Consider the following 16,747-nt stretch of genomic DNA (forward strand, 5'->3'; position numbering starts at 1 on the left):
TCTGAGCAGATGCCGATTAGGCGGGCAGCTGCAGGGCCTGTCCGGTGAGGATCAGGTCGGGGTGAATCACGGTGCCGGAGTTGGCTGCGTACAGAGCCTGCCAGCCACCTTCGACGCCGAGCTTCTCGGCGATGGTGGACAGGGTGTCGCCGGCCTGGACGGTGTAGGTTTCACCGCTTACCGCCGGAGCCGGAACCGCGGCGGCAGGGGCCAGCGCAGAAGCCGGAACCTCTACCGGAGCCACAGCCTCAGGCTGTGCCGGGGCGGTGTAGGTCTCCACCGGAGCGGCCGGAGCGGCCGGAGCCTCAGCCGGAACCGAGTAGGTCTGAACCGGGGCCTGGGCAACAGGTGCCTGCTCCACCGGAGCAGCAGCCTGCGGGTTGGCGGTAGCGCCGGTCATGCCCAGCTTGGCGGTGCAGGCAGGCCATGCGCCGGGACCCTGCTCGGCCAGGACTCGCTCAGCAACAGCAATCTGCTGCTCGCGGCTGGCGTTGGAGGGGTCGCCGGTGCCGCCGAAAGCAGCCCAGGTGCTGGGCGTGAACTGCAGGCCGCCGGAGAATCCGTTACCGGTGTTGATGCCCCAGTTGCCACCGCTTTCGCACTGAGCAAGGGCATCCCAGTCCATGGAGGCTGCGTTGGCCGGGGCGGCCATGCCGGCCAGGCCGGCGGCGCCGGCACCGGTGATAGCTGCGGCTGCGAGTCCACGACGGACGTAACGGGTGATCTTCGAGTTCTTCATTAGCTGTATCTGCTCCTAGGACCCACCTACGCTCCGCCCGTCCCCGGGCTTCATAACGCCGTCGCCTGCCCCCGACTAAGTAGAGGTCTGGTTGGATGCTCCCTCAGCAGCGACGTGAGGTGGCGAGGGGCATCTGTGCATTCATCGGCAGCAACATCCAGTCTGGTGCTGCCGGCCGGATCAGGTTCAGCTCTTCGGGACCCGGCTACCGCCCGTGAATCGGGCACTCATCCAAGGTAGGGAAGACACAAATCGATATCAAACCGAGACCTTTGACGGCGTGTCGTGTCCGACCGTGCGATCCGCATGCTCATGCCGATCGAGGGCGGTGATGTGGACTTGGCCACAGGGTGCCTAAAAGCGGGTTTCTGACTGTCTGGACTTGGTCCGGCAACCGGTCTAGGGTTTGTCCTCGTGCTCACATTCTTCAATGCGCTGAAGCGCATTCTGGTGGGGCGTCCGTACGGCAACGAGCAGCTCTCCCGCACACTGCTGCGCAAGCGCGTGGCCCTGCCGGTGTATGCCTCGGATGCACTGTCATCCGCCGCGTACGCCCCGGATGAAATCCTCCTCACCCTGGCCCTGGCCGGCGTCGCCGCCGTGACCCTGTCCCCCTGGGTTGGACTCGCCGTCATCGTGGTCCTGCTGACCGTCGTGGCCTCCTACCGCCAGAACGTCCACGCCTACCCCTCCGGCGGCGGCGACTATGAGATTGCCAGCGAAAACCTGGGCCGCCGGGCCGGACTGACCGTAGGCTCCGCCCTGCTGGTGGACTACGTCCTCACGGTCGCGGTGTCGATGTCCTCCGCGGCACAGTACCTGGTCACGGCCGTGCCGGCACTCCATGGACGGCAGGGCCTGCTCGCCGCTGCCGGCGTGGTCATCCTCATGCTCGTCAACCTGCGAGGCGTCAAGGAAGCCGGCTCCGTGTTCGCGGTGCCCACGTACCTCTTCCTCGCTTCCGTCCTCGGCATGTGCGCGATCGGACTGTTCCAGGCGGCGACGGGCACCCTCAAGCAGGCGCCGTCTGCCGGTTTCGACCTGCTGCCGGAGGCTGGACTCGACGCCGGGCTCACCGGGCTGGCCGGCGCCTTCCTGCTGCTGCGGGCTTTTTCCTCCGGTGCGGCAGCCCTCACCGGCGTGGAAGCGATCAGCAACGGGGTCCCCACGTTCCGCAAGCCCAAGAGCCGCAACGCCGCAACCACCCTGCTGCTCCTCGGAGGCCTGGCGGCAGCCATGCTTGCCGGCATCCTGGCTTTGGCCAATCTCACCAAGGTCCACTTTGTGCAGGATCCGGCAACGCAGCTGCTCCAAAACGGGTCGCCTGTGCAGGGCTACATCCAGCACCCGGTCATCAGCCAGCTGGCCGAGACCGTGTTCGGGGACGGATCACTGCTCTTCTACGTGGTGGTTGCCTCAACCGGACTGATCCTGGTGTTCGCGTCCAACACGGCTTTCAACGGTTTCCCGATCCTGGCGTCCGTCCTGGCCAAGGACGGCTACCTCCCCCGGCAGATGCGCACCCGCGGTGACCGGCTTGCCTTCAGCAACGGAATCCTCGTGCTCGGCCTGGCCGCGCTGGTCCTGATCCTGATCTTCAACGCAGACGTCACCAGGCTGATCCAGCTCTACATCGTGGGCGTCTTTGTTTCCTTCACGGCGAGCCAGCTGGGCATGATCCGGCACTGGACCGCCAAGCTCCGGACAGAGCGCAAACCGGAAAACCGGCGCCGGATGGTCCGCTCCAGGCTGATCAACTCCTGCGGTTTCGGCATGACTGCCCTGGTGCTGGTGATCGTGGTGGTCACCAAGTTCCAGCACGGCGCCTGGATCGCCCTGTTAGCCATGGCATTCCTGTACGTAGTGATGGACAGCATCCGACGGCACTACGAGGCGGTGGCCGAAGAACTGCGGGTCGAAGAAGACCCCTCGGTCCTGGCGCTTCCCAGCCGGGTCAACGCGGTGATCCTGGTCTCGAAGGTCCACAAGCCCGTCCTGCGGGCGCTGACCTACGCGCGGGCCTCACGTCCTTCAAGCCTCAACGCGATCATTGTTGACCTGGATCCCGATGAGACGGAGAAAACCGTCCGCGAGTGGGACCGGCTGCAGATACCCGTCCCGCTGACGGTGTTGTCCTCGCCTTACCGCGAAACCGTCTCACCCGTCCTGGCCTACCTGCGCGAAGCCCGCCGTGCCTCTCCGCGGGAACTGTTCGTGGTCTACATCCCGGAGTACGTCGTCGGCCGCTGGTGGGAGCAGCTGGTGCACAATCAGACGGCGCTGCGCATCAAGGCCCGTCTGCATTTTGAACCGGGCATCATGGTTGCCAGTGTGCCGTGGCAGCTGGCGTCCAGCCGGGATGCGGCTGCCGCTTCAGGGCAGGCAACCCGGCAGGGCAGGACCGGCGCACGGCCGGGGACAGACTCCAAGACACCTGGGGCGTAGCGCGGGCACCTGGCGGCGCCCGCGCCCGCACCCCCCCGTCAGGCCTGAAGCATTTCCCCGGCCTGCGCCGCCACAGCCGCAGCGGTGTCCTCCGCAATCAGCTCCGCGTTGATGGCCGTGGCAGCGGCCAGTCCGGTGGAGGCTGCGCCGATGACCTGGGTCATGGGGGACGTGAGGTTACCTGCGGCAAAGACCCCCGGGACCGACGTCACTCCGCTCGGATCTGCCGGGACGGCCGTTCCGACGGCGAGGTCGCCGAAGTACTGCTCCTCCGCTGTGATCCCCACGCCGGCGAGGTAGCCGGCCCTGGCCCGCAGCCGGGTCAGCACCACCAGCGCCTCCCGGGCCACGAGCTCACCGGAGGCCAGGCGAACCCCGGTCAGTCCGGCATCGCCCTCGACACCGGCTACGGCACCCTCCACCACGCGGATTCCGCGGGCTGCCAGCTGGGCGGACTGCTCCGTGTCCGGATCGCCGGCACCGTTGAGGAACAGGACAATGTCTTCGCACCACTGCCTCCACATCAGCGCCTGGTGCACGGCCGTGTCCAGGTCCGTGGCCAGCACACCGAGCGCCTTGCCGCCGGCTTCCAAGCCGTGGCAGTACGGGCAGTGCAGCACATCGGTGCCCCAATGCTCCGCAAGCCCCGGGATATCCGGCAGTTCGTCCAGTGCCCCGCTGGCGGCCAGGACCCGCCGGCAGGTCAGCACTGTCCCGTCCTGCAGGGACACCCGAAACATTCCGTCACCGGCATGCTCAACGTTCTCGGCCCTGCCCTCCAGGATGGTGCCGCCGTAGCTGCGGACTTCTTCCCGCCCTGCGGCGTACAGCTCTCCCGGGGCTGCGCCTTCGCGGCCCAGATAGTTGTGGACGTGCCCGGCCGCCGCGTTGCGCGGTTCACCGGCATCGATCACGGCCACCTTCCGGCGTGCCCGGGAAAGCGCCAGCCCGGCGCTGAGTCCGGCCGCGGCACCTCCCACGATGACGACGTCGTACTCCGCCTGGACCGGATGAGTACGGTCCTGTGCCTGGTTGGTCATGGCTGCTCCTGTTCCGTTCAGCCTGCGTGTCCGCCGGCCCTCTGCCTGACAGTCTGATTCCGGCTGCATCCAGGCACAACAGGTCTTGCTGTTATGGCAAAATCTGCAGCATGGACCAGGACGATGCTGCCGTGGTGGCGGGCATAGGCAACCGGCTGCGCCAGCTGCGCAGGAACCGCGGGCAAACGCTGACGGCCGTGGCCGGCGCCACCGGGATGTCACTCAGCACGCTCTCCCGGCTGGAAAGCGGGCAGCGCCGGGCGACGCTCGAAATGCTGCTGCCCCTGGCCCGCACCTACGGCGTCACCCTGGATGAACTGGCCGGCAGCCCGCAGACCGGAGATCCGCGGGTGCATATGCGTGCCTCCCGCCACAACGGCGCCACCGTGATCTCCCTGACGGAAAAAGCCAGCGGAATCGGCGCATTCAAGTACATCCTGCCGGCTCCGAAGAAGCCGCTCGTCCCGGACCTGAAGACCCACGACGGCTATGAGTGGCTCTACGTGCTCAGCGGCAGGCTCCGGCTGCTGCTCGGAAGCACCGAGCTTATCCTGGGTGCCGGAGAGGCGGCAGAGTTCGAGACCCGGGTACCGCACTGGATGGGCAACGGCGACCAGCACGCAGTGGAATTCCTGGCCCTCTTCGGCCCGCAGGGCGAGAAGGCGCACGTCCGCGCCAGGCCGGCTAGTCCGCCGAAGCGGTCCTGAACCGCTACCGGCCCGGGACGGAACCGCGCCCGGCAATGATGGAGCGGTACGCGTAATCCGTCAGGCGGCCGTCCTGGCGGGCAGCGGTAACCCGCTCGAAGGAACGCGGACCGTCGTCGCTGTACGGGAAGTGAATGAGCTCGGCAATAAGCTCCCATTCCTCGGCAATGGTGTCGATCAGCTCGTCCGGGGTCTCATTCGGGCCGGGCCCTCCGCCCAGCACCGTCCAGTCGGATTCGGGAACGCGGTAGGACTCCAGCCGCTCCAGGTCCGCCTCCAGCTCCTGGAGCGAGGCATACTCCCGCTGGGCCGACGGCGGCACCGAACCGTCCGGCGTCGCGAGCTGGCTGACGAAACCGGTCTCCAGCGGGAAAACCGAGGTGGGAACAGGTTCACCTTCCTCCAGGTACGCGGGCAGCTGGGACGGCATCCAGTACCAGGCGTCGCCCTGGTCCGGACCGCCGGGCTGGTCGCGTTCGCTGATCCAGCCTCGCGATGCCAGCAGCTCTTCACCCTCGTCACTCAGGAAAAACTCGGTGCCGGCAAGCATCCGGTTCGTTTCGTGCGCCTTGCGGCGGGCCAGGTTCTTCTTTGCGGCTGCCTTCTTGCGGGGCTTGGACTTTGGCACGGGAAGGCTCCTGGAGGCTGTGGAACGGAAGCCGGGCAAAGGAAACCCGGACCCTTAATTCTAGAAGCCGGAGCCGCCCTCTACAGCCATGTTGGAGAACCGGGAGTAATGGCCTTGGAAGCCCACCACGATGGTCTTCGTGGGGCCGTTACGGTGCTTGGCCACGATCACGTCGGCTTCTCCGGCCCGCGGGGACTCCTTGTCGTAGATGTCCTCGCGGTGCAGCAGGATCACCATGTCTGCGTCCTGCTCGATCGAGCCGGATTCACGGAGATCGGAGACCATCGGCTTTTTGTCGGTGCGCTGTTCCGAACCACGGTTCAGCTGCGAGAGGGCAATGACGGGCACTTCGAGTTCCTTCGCGAGCAGTTTCAGCGCACGGGAGAACTCGGAGACTTCCTGCTGGCGGGATTCAACGCGCTTGCCGGAGGACATCAGCTGAAGGTAGTCCAGGACCACCAGCTTCAGGTCATGCCGCTGCTTCAGGCGCCGGCACTTGGCGCGGATTTCCATCAGGGACATGTTGGGGCTGTCATCGATGAACAGCGGTGCGTCATTCATCCGGCCCATGGTGGTGGCGATCTTGCCCCACTGCTCGTCTTTGATGGTGCCCTTGCGCAGGTCCTGCAGGCCGATTGTGGCCTCGGCGGAGAGCAGGCGCATGGCGATCTCGTTCCGTCCCATTTCTAGGGAGAAGAAGACAGTGGTCATGTTGTGCTTGATCGCCGCGGAGCGTGCGAAGTCCAGCGCGAAGGTGGACTTGCCGACGGCCGGACGGGCAGCGATGACGATCATCTGGCCGCCGTGCAGGCCCTGGGTCAGCTCGTCGAGTTCGTAGAAGCCGGTGGGAACACCGGTCATTCCTTCGCCGCGGTGCCCGGCGGACTCAATTTCATCCACCGTGCCTTCAATGATGTCCTTCAGCGGAACGTAGTCTTCGGCCGTGCGGCGTTCGGCGACGGCATAGACCTCCGCCTGGGCGGCGTTGACCAGGTCGTCGACTTCGCCGTCATTGGAGTAACCCAGCTGGACGATCTTCGTTCCGGCGTCCACCAGGCGCCGAAGGACGGCCCGCTCACGCACGATTTCGGCGTAGAACCCGGCGTTGGCGGCGGTGGGGACGGACTGGATGAGCGTGTGCAGGTAAGCGGGGCCGCCGATGCGGGTGATTTCCCCGCGCTTGGTCAGCTCATCGGAAACGGTGACGGCGTCGGCGGGCTCGCCGCGGCCGTACAGGTCGATGATGGCCTCATAGATTGCCTCATGGGCGGGGCGGTAAAAGTCCACTCCGCGGAGCACCTCTACGCAGTCCGCGATCGCGTCCTTGGAAAGCATCATGCCGCCAAGCACCGACTGCTCCGCTACCAGGTCCTGCGGCGGAGTCCGGCCAAAGTCGGGAGTACGGGTTGATTCAGCGGAATCCGCATGTGCAAGCGACACTGGGCCACCCTTTCCAAGAATGTTCTATCCACGGGTCCCGTCAGGCAGACCACAAAAAGATGTCTAAGGCTGGCTGTATTTCTAGCCGACGGCACTGACACTGGGCTGGGTTGCCCGCCGTGCCCCCGCCGATACTTCCGGATGCGCCGATGAGGGAGTCCACCGCAACCGTAGCCCCGTAAGGCCCCCTCAACAAACGAGTTATCCACAGGCGCTGTGGATAGCCTGTTCATAACTGGGCGTGTCTTGTGCACAGGTTGGGCATAAGGCTGTGGAAAACAAATTTGTTTTAGCCCTAATACGGCTCTGACTTGGGATAACGCTTCTCCACACCTGTGTAAATCCATCTATTTTGGTCAACATTCAGCCTCAACCTTCAGGTTGACAGAATCCGCATGCAGGCATACGGAGACCGTTATCCACAGCGGTTATCCACATACTTGTGCGCTACTACTCGGGCCGGTAAGCGTGCTTCGTCTCTGACCAGGCGCTTAACGCAGCAGCGCCCCCGCCTCAGAAGAGGTAGGGGCGCTGCAGATCACGCAGTGCGAGGCGATCGGTACTAGCTGGCAACGACCTCAAGGTCGATAACAGCAGCAACGTCGTCGTGCAGGCGGACGTTGGCCTGGAAGGAACCAACCGACTTGATGTGAGTCGGCAGTTCAACCTTGCGCTTGTCGATGCTGCCGAGGCCGGCAGCTTCAACGGCAGCGGCAACGTCAGCGGGCTTGACCGTGCCGAAGAGGCGTCCGGACTCGCCGGCCTTGACGGTCAGCTTGACCGGCTTGGCGGAGAGCGCAGCAGCCTGCTTCTGGGCATCTTCCAGCGAAGCGTGCTCGCGAGCAGCGCGGGCAGCCTTGATGGACTCAACCTGCTTCTCGCCGCCCTTGGTCCAGGTCAGAGCGAAGCCGCGGGGTACCAGGTAGTTACGTGCGTAACCGTCCTTCACCTCGACGACGTCGCCTGCAGCACCGAGACCGGTGACTTCGTGGGTCAGAATGAGCTTTGCCATGAGTTAGGTTCCTTTCCTTTAGCCGCGGCCAGCGCCGGAGTAAGGCAGGAGTGCAACTTCACGGGCGTTCTTGATTGCCTGTGCGATCTTGCGCTGTTCCTGCACGGTTACGCCAGTTACGCGACGAGCGCGGATCTTTCCGCGGTCGGAAATGAACTTGCGCAGCAATGCTACGTCCTTGTAGTCGATGACAGTGATGTCAGCGGCCTTCAAGGGATTGGACTTTGGTTTGGGCTTGCGAAGTTCAGCCTTAGCCATCGTGGAGCTCCTTATGTCTGGTGGAGCCCGTGGATCAATTCCACGGGATGGGCTCGACGGCGGTTGCCGTCAGAGGTTGTGCCTTGCGGCACTGGGTATTGCTTAGAAGGGCGGATCGTTGGAATCCGGGCCGGCTCCCCAGCCGCCTGAGTTGCCGCCTGCAGGGGCACCCCAGGGATCGTCCGCGGGTGCGGACTGCTGCTGCTGGCCGCCCCAACCGGAGTTGGAGTTGCCGCCGAAGCCGCCGCCGGCATTGCCGCCGAAGCCACCGCCGCCACCGCCGGAGCGCTGGGTGCGGGTGACCTTTGCGGACGCGTAACGCAGCGAGGGGCCGATTTCGTCGACCTCAAGCTCCATAACGGTGCGCTTTTCGCCCTCTTTGGTCTCGTACGAACGAGACTTCAGGCGGCCTTGGCAGACGACGCGGGTTCCCTTGGTCAGGGACTCGGCGACGTTTTCCGCAGCTTCACGCCAGACCGACGCACGGAGGAACAGCGTTTCGCCGTCCTTCCACTCGTTGGACTGCCGGTCGAAGGTGCGCGGCGTCGAGGCAATGGTGAAGTTCGCCACTGCTGAACCGGACGGGGTGAACCGGAGTTCCGGATCGTTCGTCAGGTTTCCGACCACGGTGATCGTTGTCTCGCCTGCCATTTATGCCTCCTGGTGTCTCGGCCCGGAATGCCCGGGCCTTTCGTTGACGAATAAAAGGTGGACCGAAATTACTCGGCAACAACCTTCTGGTCTTCGGGGCGGATGATCTTGGTACGCAGGATGGTCTCGTTGAGGCCAAGCTGGCGGTCAAGCTCAGCAGCAGCTGCAGGGCTGGCGGTGAAGTTAACCACCGCGTAGATGCCTTCAGACTTCTTCTTGATGTCGTAGGCCAGGCGGCGGCGACCCCAGATGTCTACCTTGTCGACGGTTCCACCCTCGTTGCGGACAACGTTGAGGAACTTGTCGAGCGAAGGCTCCACGGTACGCTCTTCGACCTCGGGGTCGATGATTACCATCAGTTCATAAGCACGCATTTGTGAACCCACCTCCTTTGGGCTATACGGTCACGGTCTTTCCGTAACAGGAGGTTCTTTAGCGTTGTCTTTGCGTCCCGGGCCGGCGGGGAACCCGCGTTATGCCCAGGAGCCTGCCAGCCGAAGCCGACAGCACAGACTTCACTATCCTATCGGATTTTCTGCACGGCAAAGTTCACCTGTGGACAGACTGCGGCTGCGGGCCGGTGCGCTACCGGAGAAAAAACGCCTCGGCGGCGCGGGCGAGCAGGAACGGATCCTCGACACCGGCCATCTCGCGGGCCGAGTGCATTGAAAGCAGCGGGATGCCGACGTCGATGGTGCGGATCCCCAGGCGGGTCGCGGTCAGCGGGCCAATCGTGGAACCGCAGGGAATCGAGTTGTTGGAGACGAATTCCTGGTATCGCACTCCGGCTTCCCGGCACAGTGCCGCCCAGTATGCAGCACCCGGGGCATCCGTGGTGTAGCGCTGGTTGGCGTTGATCTTGAGCAGGGGGCCGCCGTTGAGCACGGGGCGGTTGGCTGGATCGTGCCGTTCGGCGTAGTTCGGGTGCACGGCGTGTCCGGCATCGGCGGAGATGCAGAACGAGGCCGCGAAGGCGCGCTGGGCGTCAGCCTTTCCGGCGCCGAGGCCTGCGCTGATACGGGCCAGGACATCCTCGAGGAAGGGACCGGCCGCACCTGAGCGGCTTCCGCTGCCAACCTCCTCATGGTCGAAGGCGGCCAGGACGGCGATCGAGCCGGAAGCCTTCGTTTCGGCAGCGGTTTCAAGTGCCCGGATGCCGGCATGAACCGAGGAGAGGTTATCCAGCCGGCCGGAGGCAAAGAACTCAGAGCCGGCGCCAAAGACGCGGGCCGGCTGGGTGTCGGCGGCCACGACGTCGTATCCGCCGATCTCTTCACGGTCCACCCCCGCCTTGGCGGCGAGCAGCCCCAGGAGGTCCGCTGCGGATGGATCGCCCAGACCCCAGACAGGGTTCATGTGCTGCTGCTTGTCCAGCTTCAGGCCTTCGTTCACGGCGCGGTCCAGGTGGATCGCCAGCTGGGGGAAGCGCAGCAGCGGGCCGGAGGCAACCAGGTGCTCGACGCCGTCGAGCGTCACGAGCCGCCCTGCCAGCTCCAGTTCCCGGTCCAGCCAGGAGTTCAGCAGCGGACCGCCGTAGACCTCCACGCCGGCCTGCAGCCAGCCGAACTTCCCGGTGGTGGGTGAGGGTTTGAGCTTGAACGTTGGCGAATCGGTGTGGGTGCCGAAGATGTTGAATCCGGTGCCCGGTGCGGCGCCTTCGGGCACTATCCAGGCGATGAACGCGCCGTCGCGCACCACCACGTACTTCCCGGGAGCGGCCGGCCAGTTCGAGTCTTCGCTCAGCTCGGTGAAACCGGCGGCCTGCAGCCGGTCTGCTGCCGTGCGGGCGGCGTGGAAGCTGGAGGGAGAGACGGCAACGTATTCGCCGAGGTCTTTTACGTGGGCCAGTGCGTCAGACATGCTCCGATTCAACCAGAGGCGGGGGCGCCCGCGTAACCGGCCGTGACTGCCCGTGGACACAGACAACCCCCGGCGCTGTGCACCGGGGGTTGTGGAGGGGGTTTCAGTGAAGGCGCCGACGGCCGTTCTTCCGCTGCCGCCTTCACCGAAGTCTTTTGCGCCTAGACGTCGCGGCGCTTGGTGACAATCAGCGCCGCGGCCAGCAGGACCACTGCCCAGCCGCCCAGGACCAGTCCGCCTTCAAGCTGGTTCAGGGCACCGTCGGAAATGTTGGTTGCCACCAGCTGGGAACCGGCGCTGCTGGGCAGGAAGCGGGCGGCGTCGGGAATCCAGTCCGCCAGGCCGGAGATCAGCTGGACGATCACCGGCAGCACGAACAGCACACCGATGATGGTGACTACACCGCCTGCTGTGCTGCGGAGCAGCGATCCGGTGGCGACACCCATGATCGCAATGCCTGCCAGGAGCGTTCCGGTGTTGATGATGCTGGGCAGCACCCAGGGAGCGTCGAGGCCGAAGCCGAGGTCTTCCGGTGCCAGCAGCGGCTGGCTGATCAGGAAGCTGGCAAAGGCACCGGCGACCCCAATGACGAAGGCAATCACGGCGATGATGATCGCCTTGGCGAGCAGCGCCGGCGTGCGGGTGGGAACTGCCACCATGGTGGAGCGGATCATGCCGGTGCTGTACTCGGAGGCCACGAGGACCACGGCAAGGGCGGCGATCAGCAGCTGGCCGAAGAGCGCGCCCGATGCCGGGGTGTCATAGACCATGGCCTGCAGGTCACCGCCGGCTCCGACACCCATGGCCGGGCCAAGCCCCGGATCTTCCGCAAGCATCTGGGCGGTAGTAGCCCAGCTCCAGGCCACGAGTGCCGCCAGCCCCACCATGACCACCAGGGTGACGGAGAGCAGGATGACGGTGGAGGGAAGGGTGGTTACCTTGATCCATTCCGAACGCAGGACCCGGACGAAGTTGACGCCGCTGCCGTCGGTACGGGCCGTCCGGCGGGACGGCGCGGGTGCGGTTGTGGTGCTCATGCTCGGGTTCCTTCCACAACAGGCTCGGCAGCAGCCGTTTCCTGGCTAAATCCGTGGGACTTGTATTCGACGTCGTCCCGGGTAAGTTCCATGTAGGCGTCCTCAAGCGAGACCTGGATCGGGGTCAGCTCCGTGAGCAGGATCCGGCGGTCCAGCGCGATCTCCGCGATGGAGCGTGAATCGGCGCCGCTGATTTCGAAGAGGCCGTCCTCGAGCCGGTTGATCTCCGCGCCGCGTCCTTCCAGGACGGGCAGGAGATCGGCTGCGTTGTCGGTGCGTACCCGGGTGCGCTGGCGCCCGCCGCCGTCGATGATGTCCTGGATGGGTGCGTTGGCGATGATGCGGCCGCGCCCAATCACAATGAGGTGGTCTGCCGTGACGGCCATTTCGCTCATCAGGTGGGAGGACAGGAAGACGGTGCGGCCTTCGGCAGCCAGGCCGCGGGCCAGGTTGCGGACCCAGAGGACACCTTCAGGATCCAGGCCGTTGACCGGCTCATCCAGGATCAGGGTGTTGGGGTCCCCGAGCATGGCGACGGCGATGCCCAGGCGCTGGCCCATGCCCAGGGAGAAGCCGCCGACGCGCTTCTTGGCAACCGAACCCAGTCCGGTGAGCTCGATGACTTCGTTGACCCTCTTGTTGGAGATGCCGTGGGTGGCAGCCATGGCGCGCAGGTGGTTGTAGGCGGACCGGCGCGTGTGCACCGCCTTGGCGTCCAGCAGGGCGCCGACCTCATGGAGCGGGGCCTTGTGGCGGGCGTAGGGCTTGCCGTTGATGGTGACGTTTCCTGAGGTGGGACGGTCCAGTCCCACGATCATCCGCATGGTCGTCGACTTGCCTGCACCGTTCGGGCCCAGGAAGCCGGTGACTTTTCCTGGTTCGACGGTGAAGGAGACATTGTCGACGGCGGTCTTGCTGCCGTAGCGCTTCGAGAGGCCGTGTGCCTCGATCATGGTGATCCTCATCTAGGAGCGTTCAAGTACGGGGGTGTGCCTCCACACTATGCGTCCGCTCTCCTCAGCGGACCGTTCCTAGGGATGAATCAGGGCGAATCCGGCGTCCACCTTAGGGATGACTCAGGGGCCTCCCTGAGTTCCCTGCCCATCGCGGCGGCGTTTAGACGTCCCGTTTCCTGAGGGCAACCATGGCGGCGGCCAGCAGCACCACCGCCCAGCCCGCCAGGATCAGGCCGCCTTCCACCTGGTTGAAGGCGTCCGGCTGGATTTGCGTGGCTACCAGCTGGGCCGCGGCACTGCTGGGCAGGAAACGGGCGGCGTCTTCCACCCAGTCCGCCAGTCCGTTGAGCAGGCTCGCGATGATGGGCAGCACGAACAGTGCGCCGACAAGGGTGACCACTCCCCCGGCGGTGTTGCGCAGCAGCGCGCCGATGGCGACGCCCATGACGGCGATCAGTGCCAGGACGGTTCCGGTGTTAAGGATGGAGGGCAGCACCCACTCCGCATCCAGTCCGAAGTCCAGGTCCGAACCAGCCAGGATCGGCTGGGCCAGCAGGTACGTCGTGAAGGCCGCCAGGATGCCCAGCAGGAAGGAGACGACGGCGATCACCAGTGTCTTGGCCAGCAGCGCCGGAATGCGGGTGGGCACGGCCACCATGGTGGAACGGATCATGCCCGTGGTGTATTCGGAGCCGATCAGCACCACTGCCAGCGCTGCGATAAGAAGCTGTCCAAACGGCAGGCCGGAGGCGGGGACGTCATACGCCGCGCTTTGCAGGGACTGTCCGATCCCCTGCGGCGGCCCGGTCTCCGGGTCGCTGGCCAGCTGAACGAGTCCCCATGCAACCAGGGCTCCCAGGCCAACCATGACTACAAAGCTCACGGCCAGGAGGATGACGGTCGAAGGAACAGTGGCCGTCTTGATCCATTCGGAGCGCAGTACCCGCCCAAACGTGACCGGCCCTCCGGCCCAGCCGCGCGGAGTGCGGGATGCCGGGGCTGCTGCTGTGCTCATTGGGCCTGTCCTTCGGCTGCCGGGAGTGCCTGGGCGCCGATCTGCTGCGACTGGTACTCGACCTCGCCGCCGGTCAGTTCCATGTAGGCATCTTCCAGGGTTTCCTGCTGCGGTATCAATCCGGTGATGAGGATGCCCCGGCTGAAGGCTGCCTCGGCGATGCGGCGCGCCGGCAGGCCGAGGACAGTCAGTTCATCCGCCGCTTCCCTGCGGATCTCCACGCCGTCGCCGGCGAGCGCGGCCGCCAGGGCATCGGCGTCGTCCGTCCGCACCAGCACGCGTTCCTTCTGGCCGCCGGTGAGGACCGTCTCGATGGGCGCGTCGGCCAGGATGCGGCCGCGGCCAATCACGATCAGGTGGTCTGCGGTGACAGCCATCTCGCTCATTAGGTGGGAGGAGATGAACACCGTGCGGCCCTCGGCCGCGAGGCCCTTGACCAGGTAGCGCACCCATTTCACGCCTTCCGGGTCCAGGCCGTTCACCGGCTCGTCCAGGATCAGCGTCTGCGGATCCCCCAGCAGTGCCGCGGCTATGCCGAGGCGCTGGCCCATGCCGAGGGAGAAACCACCCACCCGTTTCCGGGCTACCGGACCCAGGCCGGTGAGGTCGATGACCTCGTTGACGCGCGAGGCGGGTATGCCCTCGGTCGCGGCGAGGGCCCGCAGGTGGTTGTAGGCAGACCGCCGGGGGTGCACGGCCTTGGCCTCAAGCAGGGCCCCGACTTCGTGCAGCGGCATCCGGTGCCGGGCATACGGCTTGCCGTTGACCGTGACGCTCCCGGAGCTGGGATGGTCCAGGCCGACGATCAGCCGCATGGTGGTGGACTTCCCGGCGCCGTTGGGGCCCAGGAATCCGGTCACTTTGCCGGGCTGGACGCTGAAGGTGACGCCGTCGACGGCGGTTTTGCCTCCGAAGCGCTTGGTGAGTTCATCTGCCTCGATCATGCTCTGTCCTCTGGTTGGAAGGAGATGGGCCTAGCGTGAACTCACCGCCTCGAACTTGCGGACGGCCAGGGGCACGAACACCACGAGCATGATGGCGGATCCGATCAGGACCGTGGTGATGGGGTTCTGCATGGGCCAGGTGTCCGGCACCGGAGTCGAGCCCAGGTTTCCGAAGAGCTGCCGGACGGCCTGGACCAGGGCGGAGACCGGATTCCAGTCAGCGATGGTCCGCAGCGGTTCCGGCAGCGTTGAGCTCTGCACGAACGCGTTGGAGATGAAGGTGATCGGGAACAGGATGATGAAGGAGGCGTTGTTGATCGCTTCCGGAGAGCGGACGGACATGCCCAGCAGGGCCATGACCCAGCTGAAGGCGTAGGAGAAGAGCAGCAGCAGCCCCACCCCGGCAAAGAAGGAGCCAAAGGAGGTGTTGACGCGCCACCCCACCAGCAGGCCCGTGCCCATCATGATGACCACCGAGATTCCGTTCAGCACCAGGTCGGAGTTGGTCCGTCCGATCAGTACCGCCGACGGACTCATGGGCAGGGTGCGGAACCGGTCTATGATTCCTTCCTTCAGGTCCTGGGCCATGGCGGATCCGGAGAACGTGGAACCGAAGACCACCGTCTGCGCGAAGATGCCCGCCATCAGGTACTGCGTGTAGTTGGTGCCGGCCACCTGGATGGATCCGCCGTAGACCTGGCTGAACAGCAGCACGAACATGATCGGCTGCAGCACGGCGAACACGATCATGTCCGGTGTGCGGCGGATCTTGATCAGGTTCCGCTTGGTGACGGTCCAGCCGTCGGAGATCCAGCTGCCAGCGGTGGTGCCCGAGCCGAACCGGGCGGCGGCGGTTGCGGCGCTCATCGTGCTGCCCTCGCTTTCCCGGCGTCTTCCGCGTTTTCGGTGTCTGCCTCGGCGATGTGCCCGGTGAGCTTCAGGAACACGTCGTCCAGGGTGGGGCGCCGGATACCGGCGTCGTGAAGCTGGATTCCCGCGGCTTCCAGATCCCGCAGGACCAGCTGCAGCGCGGCCGGGCCTTCGGTCACGGCCACTTCCAGCGAACGGCCGTCGCCGGCGGTCTGCACTTCTCCGCTTCCGTAGCGGGCCAGGATCTCCCGCGCGGTACCGGCGTCAAAGCCTTCGACCAGGGCGACGGCTACGCGGTGCCCGCCGATCCGTGCCTTGAGCTGGTCGGAGGTGCCTTCTGCGATCACCTTGCCGCCGTCAATCACGGCGACCGTGTCTGCCAGCTGGTCGGCTTCCTCCAGGTACTGGGTAGTGAGCAGGAGGGTTGTTCCGGCAGCGACCAGGGACTTGATGACGTCCCAGAGGGCCAGCCGGCTGCGCGGATCCAGGCCTGTTGTGGGTTCATCCAGGAACAGGACGCGGGGATTGTTCACCAGGGCGCCGGCGAGGTCCAGCCGGCGCCGCATGCCGCCGGAATAACCCTTCACCGGCCTGTTGCCGGCATCTGCCAGGTCGAACTGTTCAATGAGCTCGGCGGCCCGCCGGCGTGCCTGGTCCGTGGGCAGGTGGTAAAGCCTGCCGACCATGCGCAGGTTCTCGATGCCGGTCAGGTTTTCATCCACCGCCGAGTACTGGCCGGAGACGCCGATGATCCGGCGGACGTCCTTTGGCCGGGCCGCGACGTCGATCCCGTCGATGGAAGCGGTCCCTGCAGTGGGTTTGATCAGCGTGGTCAGCACCTTGACCGCCGTCGTCTTTCCGGCGCCGTTCGGGCCAAGGAGCGCCGTGACGGTGCCCTGCGGCACGCCGATGTCCAGGCCGTCGAGGGCGTGGACGGGGCCTGACTTTGACTTGTAGACCTTCTTCAGGCCGCGTGCCTGAATCAGCGGATCGCGCCGGCCTTCCGAGACCGGACGCGCCTGGTTGCTGGGGTTGGAGGGAAGGGACATGCGAACAGGTTAGGACCGCCCGCTTCTGCTGAACAGGGCTTACCCGGACAGGTTCGGTCCGCAAGTGGAAAGGGGGCGGGACTTTGGCAGGAAATG

At 65.5% G+C, this 16,747-nt stretch carries 17 protein-coding genes; 2 read left to right on the top strand and 15 right to left on the bottom strand.

Translation table 11 applies throughout. The features are described 5' to 3' along the window. Positions 1-16: 16 nt before the first annotated feature. Positions 17-739 (bottom strand): transglycosylase family protein, encoded by a 723-nt coding sequence (locus NGB94_RS00625; RefSeq protein WP_325788319.1) that lies wholly within the window; start codon positions 737-739, stop codon positions 17-19. A gap of 414 nt (positions 740-1,153) precedes the next feature. Between NGB94_RS00625 and NGB94_RS00630 the strand changes: the two genes are divergently transcribed. Continuing rightward, positions 1,154-3,184 carry an APC family permease gene (locus NGB94_RS00630; protein ID WP_325788320.1) on the top strand — a complete coding sequence of 677 codons (2,031 nt, stop codon included), beginning with the start codon at positions 1,154-1,156 and terminating at the stop codon, positions 3,182-3,184. A gap of 38 nt (positions 3,185-3,222) precedes the next feature. Here NGB94_RS00630 and NGB94_RS00635 read toward each other — a convergent pair whose 3' ends face one another. Continuing rightward, entirely contained in the window at positions 3,223-4,224 is a 1,002-nt protein-coding gene (locus NGB94_RS00635; protein WP_325788321.1) for an NAD(P)/FAD-dependent oxidoreductase, read from the bottom strand. 110 nt (positions 4,225-4,334) lie between these two features. On the opposite strand from NGB94_RS00635, the gene NGB94_RS00640 reads away from it, so the two are divergent. Beyond that, complete coding sequence (locus tag NGB94_RS00640) at positions 4,335-4,931, top strand: helix-turn-helix domain-containing protein (protein WP_325788322.1); 597 nt, start codon at positions 4,335-4,337, stop codon at positions 4,929-4,931. Between the two features lie 4 nt (positions 4,932-4,935). Here NGB94_RS00640 and NGB94_RS00645 read toward each other — a convergent pair whose 3' ends face one another. From NGB94_RS00645 to NGB94_RS00705, 13 genes are all read right to left on the bottom strand, one after another. Next, a complete protein-coding gene (locus NGB94_RS00645; protein ID WP_325788324.1) occupies positions 4,936-5,559 on the bottom strand; it encodes a hypothetical protein in 624 nt (207 codons plus the stop codon). 60 nt (positions 5,560-5,619) lie between these two features. Continuing rightward, the gene (dnaB, locus tag NGB94_RS00650; RefSeq protein WP_091600911.1) at positions 5,620-6,999 is read right to left on the bottom strand and encodes a replicative DNA helicase; all 1,380 of its coding nucleotides are present in this window, start codon (positions 6,997-6,999) and stop codon (positions 5,620-5,622) included. Between the two features lie 562 nt (positions 7,000-7,561). Further along, positions 7,562-8,011, bottom strand: a complete 450-nt coding sequence (gene rplI, locus NGB94_RS00655; RefSeq protein WP_055242872.1) for a 50S ribosomal protein L9 — start codon at positions 8,009-8,011, stop codon at positions 7,562-7,564. A gap of 18 nt (positions 8,012-8,029) precedes the next feature. Then, the gene (gene rpsR, locus NGB94_RS00660) at positions 8,030-8,269 is read right to left on the bottom strand and encodes a 30S ribosomal protein S18 (protein ID WP_003800144.1); all 240 of its coding nucleotides are present in this window, start codon (positions 8,267-8,269) and stop codon (positions 8,030-8,032) included. A 102-nt stretch (positions 8,270-8,371) separates the two neighbouring features. Beyond that, positions 8,372-8,920 carry a single-stranded DNA-binding protein gene (locus tag NGB94_RS00665; protein WP_154579185.1) on the bottom strand — a complete coding sequence of 183 codons (549 nt, stop codon included), beginning with the start codon at positions 8,918-8,920 and terminating at the stop codon, positions 8,372-8,374. A 68-nt stretch (positions 8,921-8,988) separates the two neighbouring features. After that, positions 8,989-9,294, bottom strand: coding sequence for a 30S ribosomal protein S6 (gene rpsF, locus NGB94_RS00670; RefSeq protein ID WP_091600910.1), 306 nt, complete (start codon positions 9,292-9,294; stop codon positions 8,989-8,991). 211 nt (positions 9,295-9,505) lie between these two features. Continuing rightward, positions 9,506-10,780 carry a M18 family aminopeptidase gene (locus tag NGB94_RS00675; RefSeq protein ID WP_325788326.1) on the bottom strand — a complete coding sequence of 425 codons (1,275 nt, stop codon included), beginning with the start codon at positions 10,778-10,780 and terminating at the stop codon, positions 9,506-9,508. Between the two features lie 161 nt (positions 10,781-10,941). Next, positions 10,942-11,817, bottom strand: a complete 876-nt coding sequence (locus NGB94_RS00680) for an ABC transporter permease (RefSeq protein WP_325788328.1) — start codon at positions 11,815-11,817, stop codon at positions 10,942-10,944. Then, positions 11,814-12,770, bottom strand: coding sequence for an ABC transporter ATP-binding protein (locus NGB94_RS00685; RefSeq protein ID WP_325788329.1), 957 nt, complete (start codon positions 12,768-12,770; stop codon positions 11,814-11,816). The genes NGB94_RS00680 and NGB94_RS00685 overlap by 4 nt, the downstream gene beginning before the upstream one ends. A 163-nt stretch (positions 12,771-12,933) precedes the next feature. Beyond that, positions 12,934-13,788: an ABC transporter permease subunit gene (locus tag NGB94_RS00690; protein WP_325788330.1), complete on the bottom strand. Its 855-nt coding sequence runs from the start codon at positions 13,786-13,788 to the stop codon at positions 12,934-12,936. Further along, positions 13,785-14,732: an ABC transporter ATP-binding protein gene (locus NGB94_RS00695; protein WP_325788331.1), complete on the bottom strand. Its 948-nt coding sequence runs from the start codon at positions 14,730-14,732 to the stop codon at positions 13,785-13,787. Before NGB94_RS00695 ends, NGB94_RS00690 begins: the two co-directional genes overlap by 4 nt. Before the next feature lie 30 nt (positions 14,733-14,762). Then, on the bottom strand, positions 14,763-15,599 hold the full coding sequence (locus NGB94_RS00700) for an ABC transporter permease (RefSeq protein WP_325788332.1): 837 nt from the start codon (positions 15,597-15,599) through the stop codon (positions 14,763-14,765). Continuing rightward, a complete protein-coding gene (locus NGB94_RS00705; RefSeq protein ID WP_325788334.1) occupies positions 15,596-16,651 on the bottom strand; it encodes an ATP-binding cassette domain-containing protein in 1,056 nt (351 codons plus the stop codon). The genes NGB94_RS00700 and NGB94_RS00705 overlap by 4 nt, the downstream gene beginning before the upstream one ends. Positions 16,652-16,747 lie beyond the last annotated feature (96 nt).

Source organism: Arthrobacter koreensis, assembly GCF_035792275.1.
GTDB classification, from domain to species: Bacteria; Actinomycetota; Actinomycetes; order Actinomycetales; family Micrococcaceae; genus Arthrobacter_B; species Arthrobacter_B koreensis_A.